This window comes from Pseudarthrobacter sp. NPDC059871 (assembly GCF_042731175.1).
GTDB lineage: Bacteria > Actinomycetota > Actinomycetes > Actinomycetales > Micrococcaceae > Arthrobacter.
In genome coordinates this window covers 153,605-167,562 of record NZ_JBHWJV010000002.1, presented here as the reverse complement: position 1 = coordinate 167,562, position 13,958 = coordinate 153,605, and the positions used below count along the sequence as shown (strand labels likewise).

15 protein-coding genes are annotated in these 13,958 nt (G+C 67.2%); 6 read left to right on the top strand and 9 right to left on the bottom strand.

The window, feature by feature from the left end; all coding sequences use genetic code 11:
- Positions 1-44: 44 nt before the first annotated feature.
- Both ACFV4R_RS03520 and ACFV4R_RS03515 read right to left on the bottom strand, forming a co-directional pair.
- A complete protein-coding gene (locus tag ACFV4R_RS03520; RefSeq protein ID WP_377201066.1) occupies positions 45-401 on the bottom strand; it encodes a hypothetical protein in 357 nt (118 codons plus the stop codon).
- Positions 402-444: 43 nt separating this feature from the next.
- Positions 445-1,359, bottom strand: coding sequence for an SDR family oxidoreductase (locus ACFV4R_RS03515; protein WP_377201065.1), 915 nt, complete (start codon positions 1,357-1,359; stop codon positions 445-447).
- A gap of 211 nt (positions 1,360-1,570) precedes the next feature.
- Here ACFV4R_RS03515 and ACFV4R_RS03510 point away from each other — a divergent pair, with 211 nt between their 5' ends.
- Positions 1,571-2,083, top strand: a complete 513-nt coding sequence (locus ACFV4R_RS03510) for a DUF6328 family protein (RefSeq protein WP_377201064.1) — start codon at positions 1,571-1,573, stop codon at positions 2,081-2,083.
- Between the two features lie 32 nt (positions 2,084-2,115).
- The gene (locus ACFV4R_RS03505) at positions 2,116-2,778 is read left to right on the top strand and encodes a DUF6766 family protein (protein ID WP_377201063.1); all 663 of its coding nucleotides are present in this window, start codon (positions 2,116-2,118) and stop codon (positions 2,776-2,778) included.
- Between the two features lie 57 nt (positions 2,779-2,835).
- Here ACFV4R_RS03505 and ACFV4R_RS03500 read toward each other — a convergent pair whose 3' ends face one another.
- The 4 genes from ACFV4R_RS03500 to ACFV4R_RS03485 all read right to left on the bottom strand — a co-directional run bounded on the left by ACFV4R_RS03500 (position 2,836) and on the right by ACFV4R_RS03485 (position 6,332).
- Positions 2,836-3,960, bottom strand: coding sequence for a glycerate kinase (locus tag ACFV4R_RS03500; RefSeq protein WP_377201062.1), 1,125 nt, complete (start codon positions 3,958-3,960; stop codon positions 2,836-2,838).
- Positions 3,961-4,059: 99 nt separating this feature from the next.
- A complete protein-coding gene (locus ACFV4R_RS03495) occupies positions 4,060-4,512 on the bottom strand; it encodes a hypothetical protein (protein WP_377201061.1) in 453 nt (150 codons plus the stop codon).
- A gap of 503 nt (positions 4,513-5,015) precedes the next feature.
- Positions 5,016-5,816: a class I SAM-dependent methyltransferase gene (locus ACFV4R_RS03490; RefSeq protein WP_377201331.1), complete on the bottom strand. Its 801-nt coding sequence runs from the start codon at positions 5,814-5,816 to the stop codon at positions 5,016-5,018.
- Between the two features lie 141 nt (positions 5,817-5,957).
- Positions 5,958-6,332, bottom strand: a complete 375-nt coding sequence (locus ACFV4R_RS03485; protein WP_377201060.1) for an STAS/SEC14 domain-containing protein — start codon at positions 6,330-6,332, stop codon at positions 5,958-5,960.
- Between the two features lie 52 nt (positions 6,333-6,384).
- Between ACFV4R_RS03485 and ACFV4R_RS03480 the strand changes: the two genes are divergently transcribed.
- The 3 genes from ACFV4R_RS03480 to ACFV4R_RS03470 all read left to right on the top strand — a co-directional run bounded on the left by ACFV4R_RS03480 (position 6,385) and on the right by ACFV4R_RS03470 (position 10,885).
- Positions 6,385-8,100, top strand: a complete 1,716-nt coding sequence (locus tag ACFV4R_RS03480) for an ATP-binding protein (RefSeq protein WP_377201059.1) — start codon at positions 6,385-6,387, stop codon at positions 8,098-8,100.
- Between the two features lie 20 nt (positions 8,101-8,120).
- A complete protein-coding gene (locus ACFV4R_RS03475; RefSeq protein WP_377201058.1) occupies positions 8,121-9,662 on the top strand; it encodes a putative bifunctional diguanylate cyclase/phosphodiesterase in 1,542 nt (513 codons plus the stop codon).
- A 164-nt stretch (positions 9,663-9,826) separates the two neighbouring features.
- Entirely contained in the window at positions 9,827-10,885 is a 1,059-nt protein-coding gene (locus ACFV4R_RS03470; protein ID WP_377201057.1) for an EAL domain-containing protein, read from the top strand.
- A gap of 89 nt (positions 10,886-10,974) precedes the next feature.
- Here ACFV4R_RS03470 and ACFV4R_RS03465 read toward each other — a convergent pair whose 3' ends face one another.
- From ACFV4R_RS03465 to ACFV4R_RS03455, 3 genes are all read right to left on the bottom strand, one after another.
- Positions 10,975-11,805, bottom strand: a complete 831-nt coding sequence (locus tag ACFV4R_RS03465; protein WP_377201056.1) for a glycerophosphodiester phosphodiesterase — start codon at positions 11,803-11,805, stop codon at positions 10,975-10,977.
- A 47-nt stretch (positions 11,806-11,852) separates the two neighbouring features.
- Positions 11,853-12,101, bottom strand: a complete 249-nt coding sequence (locus ACFV4R_RS03460; protein ID WP_377201055.1) for a hypothetical protein — start codon at positions 12,099-12,101, stop codon at positions 11,853-11,855.
- Between the two features lie 126 nt (positions 12,102-12,227).
- On the bottom strand, positions 12,228-13,046 hold the full coding sequence (locus ACFV4R_RS03455) for an HAD family hydrolase (protein WP_377201054.1): 819 nt from the start codon (positions 13,044-13,046) through the stop codon (positions 12,228-12,230).
- 278 nt (positions 13,047-13,324) lie between these two features.
- Here ACFV4R_RS03455 and ACFV4R_RS03450 point away from each other — a divergent pair, with 278 nt between their 5' ends.
- Positions 13,325-13,858 carry a hypothetical protein gene (locus tag ACFV4R_RS03450; protein ID WP_377201053.1) on the top strand — a complete coding sequence of 178 codons (534 nt, stop codon included), beginning with the start codon at positions 13,325-13,327 and terminating at the stop codon, positions 13,856-13,858.
- Positions 13,859-13,958 lie beyond the last annotated feature (100 nt).

Genomic DNA, 13,958 nt, shown 5'->3' with positions numbered 1-13,958 from the left:
CTATAGGGGTGCGGCAGCGGGGCCCGTTTACGGAATCGGTGCTGTTAGCCGGCGTTGAACTCGTCGCCGTCGTCGTCCTTGGGCGACTTTTCCTGCGGAAGGTCGTTGCCGCTGCCGTCCGGGACGCCAGCTGCTTCCTGGCCGGATTCCGAGGAGGTGGGCGCAGACCCCTTGGAGTCGTCGTTGTTCTCGTCGATTTCGGCGGCGCTGGAGGGCAGGTCGATGTCGCGAGCCACCTGCTCCTCTCCGCCGGACTGCGGTTCGTTGGTGGCCGCACCCTGGCCGCCCTGTGAACCCTGGGCGGCCTGCTGGTCCTGCCCGCCCATTTCCTGCTCAGCGGTGGGAGTGCCGTAGCCGCCCGGGTCGGTCTCGGGTGCAGCGTGCTGGTTGTCCTGCGTCATGGTTCCTCCTGGTTGCGTTGCGGTTGATGCGGTGTGAAGTGGGCTAGAGGCCCTTGCCCCCGGTAACTGGCAGTACTGCCCCGGAAATATAGGAGCCGTCCTCGGAAGCGAGCAGCACGTAGGCGGCTGCCAGTTCGGCGGGTTGGCCGGCGCGCTCCAAAGGTGTGTCCTGGCCGAAGGACGGCAGCTTGTCCGGCCATTCGGTGGCCGGAATCAGTGGAGTCCAGATGGGGCCGGGCGCTACGGCGTTGACCCGGATTCCTTTGGGCCCCAGTTCCTGGGCCAGCGCCTTGGTGAAGGCCACCTGGGCTGCCTTGGTCATGGCGTAGTCGATCAGGCCCGGCGACGGGTTGAAGGCCTGGATTGATGCCGTGGTGATGATGGAGGCGCCCGCCTTCAGGTGCGGAACGGCCGCCCGCGCCGTCCACAGCAGCGAGTACAGGTTGGTCTTGAAGACCCTGTCGAATTCTTCGGTGGGCAGCGACTCGAAGCTGTCCCGGTTCTTTTGGTACGCGGCATTCAGCACCACCACATCCAGGCGGCCAAATTCGTTGGCGGCCTCGTTCGCGATCCGGGTGCTGAACTCCTCCTCGCGCCCGTCGCCGGCAAACAGCAGCGCGCGGCGCCCCGCCTTGCGGATCCATTCGGCGGTGTCCTGGGCGTCGTCTTCCTCCTCCGGGAGGTAGGAAATGGCGACGTCGGCCCCCTCGCGGGCGAAGGCGATGGCTGCTGCCTTGCCGATTCCGGAGTCGCCGCCGGTGATCAGGGCTGCCTTGCCTTCGAGCTTTCCGTTGCCCTCGTAGGACGCTTCGCCATGGTCCGGCTTGGGATCCATGGGCGCGGTCAGGCCGGGCTGCTTCTGTTCCTGTTCAGGGAACGGCCCCAAATGGTAGCCGCCCCGCGGGTCCTTGGGCTGGTCTGTCTGCTTGCCTGTGTCCTGCTGGTCTGTGCCGCTCATAGTCCGCCTACTCAGTTGTCGGTTTCCGAAGAGCTTCGCCGGTATACCGGCTCTTCGAAGCTATCCCCCACGAAGGAACGAAGTCCACCGTTCAGAACCAATAATCAGTAAACTTATCAAATACTGGTGTTGGCGCAACGTTGCCTTGTTTCTGGGTAGGTGAAGAGTAGGAAAGGAAACAGGGTGCTGGCCGGGATTGGAGGACGCTGCAATGTCAGAGGTGGAGGATTACACCGGCAGGACCGGGCGGAACGAAACCCGCGAGGAACAGCTGGACCGCAACTGGGCCGAACTGCTGCAGGAGCTGCGTGTACTGCAGACCGGCGTGCAGATCCTTGCCGGATTCCTGCTGACGCTCCCCTTCCAGTCACGCTTCGAAGACCTGGACAGCTTTCAGGTGACGCTTTACCTGGCCAACGTGGTGGTCGCCGCACTGACCACCGCCTTCATCCTCCTCCCGGTCAGCGTCCACCGCCGGCTGTTCCGGAAGCGGCTGAAGGAAACGCTGGTCTCCAGCGCGGACTCCATCACCAAAATTGCGCTGGGCGGGATAGCCCTCCTCAGCGCCGGGACCGCCGCGCTGGTCTTCGACGTCACCGCGGGGCGGCAGGCCGGCCTGACCGCCGGAGGGGCACTGATGGCGGTGATGGTGGTCCTGCTGGTCTATGTCCCCATCCATCTCAACCGGAAGGCCGACGCCGGCAAACTCGACCGGAAGCTGTAAGCGACCGGAAGTTCCACGGAACGGAGTAGGAAATGCGCAAATGGGCTAAAGAGCACGGGCTGCTCCTGGCAAATTTGGCCCTCTTCCTGGTGTTCTTCGGAGGCATGATCCTTTCAGGGGCTGCCTCCTACAGTGAAGACCAGCAGGCCCATGGGGAACCGGCCGTTACCGTGGTCCAGTTCCTGGGCAGCGGAGAATTCGTGGAGGCCACCTTCGAAAACTGGGAGTCGGAGTTCCTGCAGATGGCCATGTACGTGGTGCTGACCATCTTCCTGTTCCAGAAGGGCTCCTCGGAGTCGAAACCCCTGGGCAAGAAGTCGCCGCAGGACGAAGACCCCCGCCATGCCGCCATCAGGAAGGCAACGCCCTGGCCGGTGAAACGCGGCGGGATAGCTCTCGGCTTCTACAAGCACTCGCTGTCCATCCTCCTGTTCACGCTGTTCCTGGCTTCCTTCACCTTGCACGGCGTGGGCGGCGCGGCGGCGTACAGCGAGGACCAGCAAAGCCACGGCCAGCCAGCCGTGACCTTCCTGCAGTACTTGGGCACCAGCCGCTTCTGGTTCGAGTCGTTCCAGAACTGGCAAAGCGAATTCCTGGCCGTCGCCGTCCTGGTGGGAGCCTCCGTCTACCTGCGGGAAAAGGGCTCCCCGGAGTCCAAGCCCGTAGCTGAACCGCACTACGAGACCGGCGCCTGAAGCAAGCCCTTCGTTGGCTGATCCACGTACCCGCCTGCGTTGGGCGAGGGGCTGTGACTAAGCCCCTTCGAGAACCTGGCTGGTTGCCCAGGTGAGATACTTGCCGGCGTTCGCGACGGCGTCTTCCGGGCTTGAGGCAACATCCAGCAACTGGGCCGCGGCCACCACGCCGTGCCCGGTGAGGTCTTCGAGGCTCACCAGGATGCGCCCGGCCACCACGATGACGGGGATGCCACGCTCCCGGGCGGCATCAGCGAGCGCGATGGGCGCCTTGCCGGTCAGCGACTGGGAATCCATGGACCCTTCGCCCGTGATCACCAGGTCCGCGCCGGCCAGTTCGCCTGCCAGGCCGGTCAGGCCGGCCACCAGCGCGAAGCCCCCTTCCAGCGTAGCGCCGGTGAAGGCGAGGAACGACGCCGGGAAGCCGCCGGCGGCGCCTGCGCCGGGGACGTTCACGTCACGGCCCGTCGCTTCCCGCAGGACTGACGCCCAGTTGCGGAGCCCGGCGTCGAGCAGTTCAACGGCGGCATCGTCCGCGCCCTTCTGGGGCGAGAAGACGTGCGCGGCGCCGGTGGGCCCGTAGAGCGGGTTGCGGACATCCACGGCGATCCGGAAGGTAGTGGCGGACAGCCGGGGATCGAGGCCGCTGGCGTCGAGCGAGACGACGTCGGCCAGCGAGCCGCCGCCGAGCGGCACCACGTTGCCGGCGGAGTCAAGCGGTTTGAGGCCCAGCGCGCGCAGGGCGCCGCTGCCGCCGTCGCTCATGGCCGAGCCGCCCAGTCCGAGCACGATCTCGGTGGCGCCCGCCTCCAGAGCCGCCGCGATGAGCTGGCCGCAGCCGTAACTGTGGGCACGGAGCGCGTTGTCCGGCGTCGGTTCCATCTCCGCCAGGCCGGAGGCCTGTGCCGTCTCGATCACCGCGGTGACCTTGCCGGCGTCGTCTTTGCGAATGGCCCACGCGGCACCCAGCGGAGCGAGGATGGGACCCACCACGGCGTTGAGCCGCTCCTCATAGCCTGCCGCGACAGCCGCCTCCAGGGTTCCCTCGCCGCCGTCGGCGATGGGGAACTGCGTGGCCACGGCGTCGGGGTAAACGCGCAGGGCGCCCTCGGCGATGGCGGAGGCAGCCTCAGCCGCGGTGAGTGAACCCTTGAACTTGTCCGGAGCGATCAGAATGCGCATGCGCCCATCATGCCAGCCTCCACCCGGAAAGCGCTTGCCCAATCCGTCATGCGGACAGTGGCTGCACTCCGGCGGACGTCCCGCCCACGGCATCGGGGGTCAGGCGGGCCGGCGCAGTTCCTGCGGCGTGTACCCTTCGTCGGAGCTGCTGTCCGCGGCGTCGGAAACATCCGCCGAGTCGGCGCCGTCCAGGGTGTCCGGAACGGCCATCAGGGGGACGGCAAAGGTGACCACGGGGCGCGCTCCGGCGTCGTCAGCGGAGCGGATGGTCAGGCTCCTGGTGCCGGGCGGCACGGAGGGTGTGAAGACCTGGAGGTTCCGTGACCCCAGCGTGGCGGAATCGCGGAGCGTGTACTCGGTTCCGAAGTGGTCCTGGAGGATGATGCGGGGCTGCGGGCCGCCGTCGGCAGCCATCTGGATGGTGACCACCAGGCCGGTGGCCCAGATCTCGACGGACAGGACGGTAAACGCCGTGGCGTCGGTGATGTGCCGGCCGTACGTGGGCGGCAGGAGCATCCCGCGAAGGGTGCCGGAGGGAATTAGTTCTCGCATTGTTTTTCCTGTGGGTCTTGCGTCCACTGCCGCCGGACCGGCCCGGAATGGTATCCCGGTGCTGCCTGTGCAGGGATGCGGGTGCGGCTTGGGCACCTCCCGGGCCGGGTTTTCCGGCTGGGAGTAGTTGCCTTTCGCTGCGCGGTTCCTGGTTGATGGAGGGTGGCCTGCCGTTTCGGTGGACTGGAAAGCCCCTTCAGGCAGGGATGGCGGAACATCGCGGTTCCGCCGCTGAAATCAATGCGGAGTGCTCCCGTCAGCCGCCGCGGCGTAATGTCCGGCGTCTCCGCCACCTGTTGCGCATCGCATTCCCCCTGCCATACGTTGGCCGCCCTTTCCATGGGCCTCAACAGCCCCAGCTGAGTGATAAGACTACTTACCATCAAGCCTCCGGTAGCTGGCCGCTGTCAAGGGGATGGCGGGGTTTCGGCGGGAACCCACAACGCCGGCGGCACGCCCAGCGCCGGCATGACCGCGCGCACAGGGCTGCCAGCAGGAACCGGTCAGTGGCGCGTTTCCCCGGGGTGCTGCCGGGTCTGTCCGGATGGGCGCACCGGGCGCAGCGCGGCCACATAGCCAGGCACCCGGCTTTGGCCTTCGACGCCGGTGACGGGGTTGGTCTCGATGACGGCGGACCCCTCCTCCAGCAGCTCCCAGGAGGCAGGCGGCAGGGCCCGCGAGCGCTCCTTCGGGCCGAAGTGGCCGGGCATCGGCAGTCCGCGGATGGCGCGCTCCAGCGGAGCGGGGATGCTGCGCTGCGTAGCGCCCAGATGGGTCACGTACTCCACGGGGTTCCCCTGGAAATTGGTTTCCGCCAGGAACACCGTCCCCCGGTCCCCGGCCAGGACCCGGAGGTTTTCGGCCAGGGCCGCCTGGTCAGCCGGCGACAGGACGTGCAGCACGCCGCGGACAAAGACGTTGGCCGGCCCGTCCACCAGGCCGGCAGCGGCACCGGGCGCCGTCATGTCGCGGACCTCAAAACGGACGTTGCCCGGGTTGCCGGGCTCCCCTGCAGCGCGGGCGGCCGCGTGCACCGAAATGTCCACGCCGATGGCCTGGGGGAAATGCGCAGCGAGGGCACGGGTAAAGCTGCCGTGGCCGCACCCCACATCCACCACCGGCAGCGCGGGGTCAAGGTGGCGGAGGATGACGTCCCGGTAACCAAGGAATTCATGGTCGCTTCCGGCGTCCCAGAGCACCTCGCCGCCCGGCCCGGTAGCTGTGATCCCCGCCCAGTAACGCTCCCACGCGAGCGGCCGGTCCTTGGGCGCGGAACGGGACAGCCGGATGAGCGTGGGAAGCATCAGGTACTTCCGCCAGCCGGTCTTCACGGGTTTTGCGGGGGTAGGCACCCCCCAAATATATGTCCTGAAGCAACTACAGCCGCGGCTGTGCAGCGTCGGCGCGGCCGGGTACTGGGGACGCGGCCGGGACCGCGGTATGGGTCAGGCGTCGCGCGCCAGCCAGGCCATCGCTTCGGTCCGGGACGTGAAGAACCGGGTGGGGCACGGCAACCTGCTCACGCCCAAGGCGAAGTTGGCCATGACCTTGTCCACGGGCGATGAGCCCAGGAGCGCAATCCGGGACGCCTGGCACGGCCGGCCGAACACGGCCCGGGCACCGCGGCTGACCTTCTCGGTGGTGGCCATGTCCACCAGCATCGGACGCCGGGTGGACCCGCACATCTCGTTGACCCGATCCATGGCGCTCTGCGCATCGTCCTCGCTGATGGACGCCCCGCGCGGCCACCGAAGCTGCAGGATCCCGCCCTCATCGATGCTGAGATCCCCTTTGACGTGCTCGGCCGGCTGGTGCGTCACTTTGTCCTCCCCCGCGATCTTTCTGGGGCCCCACGCCCCTCGTCCCCCTACAATGTACTCAACTGGGACGGAAGGGGTAGTTGTGGCGTCTGACACGCCCGAAGTTCCGAGCGCGCCCCGCACCGTCGTCGTAGCGGATCCCGACGCCGGGAGGCTGGCTCAGAACACTTCGGCCCTCCGCGCTGCCGGCTACTGTGTACACGCTGCGGCTGATGCCACAAGCCTGGCGGCATTGCTGGCGGATGATGAGCCGGCGGCCATCATCACGGACGCCACGCTGCTGCCCGGCCTCGAGACGGAGGCGCCCCTGCTGGTCATGGTGGACCTGGACGATCCCCGCCAAACATCCGTGCGCCCGCCGGGCATCCACGACTGCATCACCAAGCCAACTTCGGAGCGGGAGCTGGTGCACCGCACCACGGCCCTGATCGACCAGGTGGCACGCCGCCGGGCGTCGCGGCAGGACGCCGAGGCCCTCCGCGAGCAGCTCCGGCTGGTTTCGGCCGCCGTACGCGCCACCAACGATCCCCAGGAAATTGCGCGTCACGTAGTCGAAGGGTTCGGCCGGACCTTCAAGGCGGACCACGTCCGGCTGGAAACCTTCGAGGACAACCGCGTTCCGCGCATCACCGCCGCGTGGGACAGCGACGGGCTGGAGCCATTGTCCGACGACGACCTGCCGGACGAGGATTCCGCGCGGCGTACGGCGGACCTGCTGTGGGCCGGCGCCGAGACCCTGTCCACGGATGCCGGGGACGCGGACGACTCCGAGCCCGCCCGGGCACGCGCCGACGGCGGGCAGGCGGCGGACGGTGAGGCCCCGGCGTCGGGCATCTCCAACGCGGCATCAACGCTGGCGGTGCCCATGGGCGAGGGAAGCTCCTCACTGGGCATCATCTGGATCGCGTCCCTGGACAAACCGCGGAAATGGTCGCGTGCGGAACTCGGACTGATTCAGCACGTGGCAGGCAACGCGGCCCACGGCCTGATCCAGAGCCACCTGATCAGCAGCCAGCAGCAGGTGGTCAAGCAGCTGCAGCAGCTGGACAAGGCGAAGACAGACTTCCTGGCCACCGTGAACCACGAGCTCCGAACCCCGCTGACGTCCATCATGGCCTACCTGGACATGATCCAGGAGAGCACCGAACAGCCCGGCTCAGCGGAGATCCACCAGATGCTGGACATTGTGGTCCGCAACACCGAGCGGCTGCGCACCCTCATCGAGGACATGCTCAGCGTCTCCCGCAACGGCCTCGACGACACCCTGATGCACCTGACCCCGGTGCGCCTCGGCCACACCCTGGACCTGGTGGCCTCCGCGCTGCGGCCGCTGGCCAAACTGCAGAACGTCACCATCGCGATGGATCCGGTTCCCGAGGACCCGGAGATCCTGGCAGACGAAATCCAACTGCAGCAGGTATTCACCAACCTGGTCTCCAACGCCATCAAGTTCACCCCCAGCGGCGGGCGCATCGAGGTGGGCAGTGAATCGCACGCCGCTGCGGACGGCAGCCGCTGGGCCACCGTCAGGGTTGCCGATAACGGGATCGGCATCTCCAGTGACGAGATCGACCATGTGTTCACCCGGTTCTACCGGGCGTCCAACGCCATGTCCGGTGCCATTCCGGGGACGGGACTTGGCCTGGCCATCACCAAGGACATTGTGGCCCGCCACGGTGGGACGATTGATGTGGCATCCACACTGGGCGCGGGGACCACTGTCACGGTCAGCCTCCCCCTCGATGCAGACCGCACCCAGTCCAACTGAGCGGGGGAAGGAAGAATCCGATGTTCGCGGATAACGATCCCCGGCTCACCCAACTGCTGGACCACATAGTCCGGATCGCATCGGGTGACCTGGGCTCACGGGTTGAGGTTTCCCCTGCCCGCGATGAGCTGGATGCGATCATCATGGGCACCAACCTGCTGGCCGAGGACCTCCAGATCATCTACGAGGAACTGGAACAGCGCGTGCAGGTCCGCACCCAGATGCTGCACGAGGCACACCTCAAAATGCAGAAGATGGCCATGCAGGATCCGCTGACAGGGCTTGCCAACCGGTCCGCGCTGATCGATGCGCTCCGGGCCGCCCTGGATGCGGGCACAGCATCAGGGGAAGGGCCGGTGATCCTCCTGATGGACCTGGATGCCTTCAAGTCCATCAACGACTCCATGGGGCACACTGCCGGGGACCAGGTGCTCATCACGGTGGGCCAGCGGGTGCGGAACGCCGTGCGGGCCACTGACGTGGTGGCGCGGCTGGGCGGGGATGAGTTCGCCATCGTCATGCCGGCCGTGGCGCCCGACCAGGCTGCCATCGTGGGGCACCGGATCCTGGCGGCGCTCAGCGAACCCATCGAACTGCCGGGCAAGAGCGTGCGCTGCGGTGCCAGCATCGGGTTGAGCATCGGCTCGCCGGGCCAGACCCCGGAAGAAATGCTGATGGAGGCCGACGTGGCCATGTACGCCTCGAAGGCCGAAGGGCAAAACCGGCTGCACCGGTTCGAGCCCGGGCTGCTGCTGGTCCGCAGGCTCCGGAGCCAGCTGGTGGAAGACCTGCGGGCGGCCATCAGGAACGATGGCCTGATGCTGTACTACCAGCCGGTGGTGGACCTGGTGTCCCGCCGGTTTGAGGGCGTGGAAGCCCTGGTCCGCTGGAACCACCCCACCCGGGGGTTCATCATGCCGGACGAGTTCATTCCGCTGGCCGAAGAAGCCGGCCTGATTTCGGAGCTGGGCAACTGGGTCCTCCGCACCGCCGTGCAGCAGCTGCGCGCCTGGATCGACGATTCACTGGTGGAGGGCGATTTCTCGGTCCGGATCAACATCTCCGCCACGGACCTGCAAAGCCTCCAGTTCATCGAGGACGTCCGGAACGTCCTCCGGGAGACGGGCGTCAAACCTGAACAAGTGGTCCTCGAACTGACTGAAGTGGCCATCGTGAAAGGCAACGAGCTGGACCGCTACTCCCTGGCCGGGCTCCGCGGGCTTGGCGTGGGAATCGAGATTGACGATTTCGGAACGGGCTACTCGTCCATCAGCTACCTCCGGCGCCTGCCAGTGGACCGGGTCAAGGTGGACCGGTCGCTGATCTCCGGTTTGGGGACTGACCCCAGCCAGCCGGCACTGGTGGCAGCCGTCCTCCAGCTGGTCCGCGCCTGCGGCCTGGAAGCCGTCTGGGAAGGCGTTGAAACGGCGGAGCAGGCGGACATTCTGCGGGAACTTGGCTGCCTGAGTGCGCAGGGCTACTTCTTCAGCAGGCCCGTTCCAGCGGACGACATCCCCGCATTGCTCGCTGACCAGCAGGAAAGCGCTCACCGGCAGCCGTAAAAGTACTGCCTTTTTCACCCCGCCCGATATACGATCATCGTGCGGGGGACGGTTTTCCGGCACCGCGGAAACCGCCGTTGTCAGCACCAAACGTTAAAGGCGTTTTAGAAATTGAACATAATTGGGCCAATGGGTCATTACTTCGTCAACTGGGGGCGTAGCTAATGTCGGTTCGTGTACAGGCATGGGGAATCATCGCCGCGGTCCTGGCGGACACCGATCCGTCCGGAGCCGCTGTCCGCCAGCGCCTCAGCAACAGCCTCGACGAGAATCCGGGCGTGCCCGAGCGGGCGCTGCTGGAGTACCTGCTCGAGACCCGGCGCAGCGACGCCAACACCGAAGAGACGCTTGAGAGCGCGCGGCAAATGCGCCTCGCTCCGAACTCCATGCCGCCGAAGTTCGCGGAGCAGCTGGACGCCATCCGCAGCGTCTCCCGGATCAGCGCACTCCTGGAAAACCAGATGCTGATGACGGCGTTCCAGCCCATCTACGGGCTGGCGGACAAGAGCGTGGTGGGTGTGGAGGCGCTCTCGCGGTTCGTCAGCGATGACGGCGCCGCCGCCGAACTCTGGTTCGCAGAGGCGGCCGCCGTGGGCCTCGGCGCCAACCTTGAGTTCTCGGCCCTGGGTTCGGCTGCTGCCGCAGCAAGGGACCTGCCTGCCAACCTGTACATCTCCCTCAACATTTCCCCCACGTCCTGCCTGGACCCCCGGCTGCCGGAGCTGTTTGCGCACATTGACCTCCCCATCGACCGGGTAGTCCTCGAGTTGACCGAAACCATCCCGGATGAGGAGTATGCGCAGTTCATCGCCGCCATTAACCCGCTCCGGGACAAGGGCCTGCGGATCGCCATCGACGATACACACTCCGGCGCCGGGGCACTGAGCCGCATGGTGCACCTGCGTCCGGACTTCCTCAAGGTTGGCCGGGACGTCTTCGGCAACGTGGACAACGACGGCCTCCAGCGGGCGCTGACCACCTGCCTGGTGGACTTCACGGACCAGATCGGCACCACCTTGGTAGCCGAGGGCATCGAAACCGTGGGCGAGCTGAAGGTCCTGACGGAACTGGGCATCGACGCCGGGCAGGGATACCTGCTGGGCCGGCCGTCCGTCCGCCCGCAGGACTGGGCCTCCTGGAACACCCGGCAGGACGCTGACGGCCTCAACCGCCAGCTGTCCGAGCCCGCCGGGCGCAGTCCGCAGGAGAACGAGTCCGCCTAGGCCACTGCCTACTCGGAGTGGCCCTGGCCCCTGCTCATCTGGCCTTCAGCCGGCCGGGGTCTCCCGCGGCGGCACTCCCCCGAGCGCGGCTAGCGGTTCGGGGCCTCGTCGGCGCCGGCCGGGCCTGGCCATTCGCCGCGCTCCATGAGCACCTGGCGCAGCAGGTCCGCCCGGTCGGTGACAATGCCTGCCACGCCGAGCTCCAGGAGCCGGCGCATCTCGGCGGGATCGTTGATGGTCCACACATGGACCACCAGCCCCAGGGACTCCGCGCGCCGCAGGAGACCGGGCGTCACCACCGGCACCGCACCGTAGCGCACGGGCACCTGCAGCGCGTGCACGTCCCGCATCACCCTCCGCATCAGCCATCGGAACGCCGGGCCGGGCACCACGGGGCCCAGCAACGTGAAAAGGGCATTGGATACCACTCCCGCGGACGCGGCAACCGGACGGCTGAGCTGGTTCAGCACGGCCCGCCGCCGCCGGTCTGAAAAGCTGGCGATCAGTACGCGGTCGTGGACGCCGTGGCGTTCGATGGCCTCGACGGTGCTGCGGACAGAGCCCCAGTCCTTGACGTCCAGGTTCAGCCGCACGTCCGGCAGGGCGGTCACGAGTTCTTCGAAGGTGGGAATGGGTTCGCGTCCGCCGATCCGGGCACCGGCAACATGGTCCGCAGGGAGGTCCGCGACGAGGCCGCTGCCGTCGGTCACGCGGTCCAGGGTGCCGTCGTGGAAGAGGAGGAGCACGCCGTCGGACGTGGTGTGGACGTCTGTTTCGAGGTAGCGGCAGCCCAGCTCAGCGGCGGCGCGGAACGCAGCCATCGAGTTCTCCAGGCCGTCCGCGGAAAAGCCGCGGTGCGCCATGGCGATGGGAAGCGGGGCGCCATCGGCGCCGGCGTGGTCGAAGAACGGCAGGCTCACAAGTGTGAGCGTACCGGAGCCGGCCCGCCCGTCAGTGGTGGGCGGCCTCAGTCCCCGAACGGGAAGATTTCCACGCCGTCGCTGCAGTGCAGCAGCGTCCGGCCGCGGCCGCCATCGAGGTGGACCCACACGGCCGAATGGTCGGCGGTGATGGCGTCCACCACGCCCGCTGCGTCGAATCCCGGCGAGAGCTGGACGCCGACGCGGTCTCCCTGCCGGAGCTTCTTCCAGTGCGGCGCCGGCGTTGCCCGGCGCAGCGGTGCTTCAGCGGTCTGGTGCTTTGCGCTTCGTGCCATGTTTGTCCCCTTAGCCGGCCGGAGAGGTGCCTTCCCTCCGCGCTTCACGCTACGGAACAAAGGTGAACGGCAAGTGAGCGCAACCTGTGAAAACGGCGGCAGGTGCACCAACCGGGAACACCGGTGTCAGGAGTGCTGTACCCCAAGGGAAGCGAGGCGTTCCTCCAGGACCTGGGCCACGCCGTCGTCGTCAAAATGGGGCGCCTGCTGCCCCGCAGCGCGGATGGCCTCGGGGTGGCCGCTGGCCATGGCGTAGCCGTGCCCGGCCCAGCGGAGCATCTCGATGTCGTTGGGCATGTCCCCGAATGCCACCACGTCCGCGGCGCCGATTCCCAGCGCGGCCGCGTACTCAGCGAGGGTGACGGCTTTGTTGACGCCGGGAAGGGACAGTTCCAGCATGGCGACGCCGGGCGAGGAGTGCGTTGCGGCGGCCAGGTGTTCGACGGCGGGGGAAACCTCGGCGAGGAAGTCATCGGGGGTGCCGTCGCGGACGATGGCGAGGAACTTCACCACGGCGTCTTCCGCGGTGAGCGTTTCGCGGAGCGGCGCCGGGGTGAACTGGGCGAGCAGTTCGCTCGATTCGTTCTCGATGAAGCCCGGTTCGAGGTGGAAACCGGTGAGGGTTTCGGCGGCGAACAGCGCAGCGGGGCGGAGGTCCTTGATGATGCGGCGGATTTCCAGGACGGCGTCGATGGCCAGGGTGCGGGCGGACACCAGACGGTCGGCTTCCAGGTCCCAGACCACGGCGCCGTTGGAGCAGATGACGCGGCCGGTGTGGCCCAGCTGTTCCTCGAGCGGGTGCAGCCAGCGCGGCGGCCGGCCGGTGACGAAGACAAGCTCGACGCCGGCGGTGCGGCAGGCGTGGAAGGCGCGGATGGTGCGGGGGCTGATTTTCCCGTCGTGCCCGAGGATCGTTCCGTCAATATCGCTTGCCACCAACCGCATGCTGCCAGTCTACGTGGATTGCCGGATGGCACCTGCGTTTGCGGGCTTCGCCGGGATGGCCCGGGGGTTCCCCTACTACCGGCGCGTAGCGTAGCGCCGCGTTTTGCGGCAGGAGCATACTGGAAACGCCGCCCAACACGATGGCGCTCGGCCTTGGGGCGGCACCGTCACCGGCACTCCCGGGAAATCTGCCGGCATCTGGCGAAGGCGGGACATCCCGTTCCCGCGCTGCGCATCCCTGAGGAAAACACAGGTCTCAGAGGGGCAGAGGATCAACGATGAACCGCACAAAAAATGGGGTACTTTCCGTAGCCGCGGCAGTGCTTGCGCTGGGGCTCGCACCGGGGACTGCCGTGGCACACGGCGGATCCGGGCACGGAGGGTCCGACAAGGGTGATGACTGGCGGAACAATGACGACCAGCGCCGGCTGGTCAGGGTACTGCGCCACGTCACGGACGACTACCGCTGGCTGGAGAATGCCGAGGCGGACGGCTACAAGAAGATCACCGAATGCATCGATATGAAGGGCGTGGGGGCGATGGGATTCCACTACGCCAAGCAGGAGCTGATCGATGACAAGACCCAGGCCCGCAAGCCCGAGGTCCTCGTCTACATGCCGGACCGGAACGGGCGGTACCGGCTGGTGGCTGCCGAGTTCATTTCGACCGCGAAGAACCGGCCCTCGATTGCCGGGCTGAAGTTCGAAGACGGCCCGTTCCCGGGTTCCTTCGCACTCCATGCGTGGGTCTGGCGGGACAACCCGGACGGCATGTTTGCGGCGTTCAACCCGGACCTGAGCTGCCCGAAGTAGACAGCTGACGCAATACCGGCCGGACGGTAGCACCCGCGGCATTCACCCAATGCCGCGGGCGCATTGTCGGCGTCCGGCGCTACACTGAACTTATCGAACA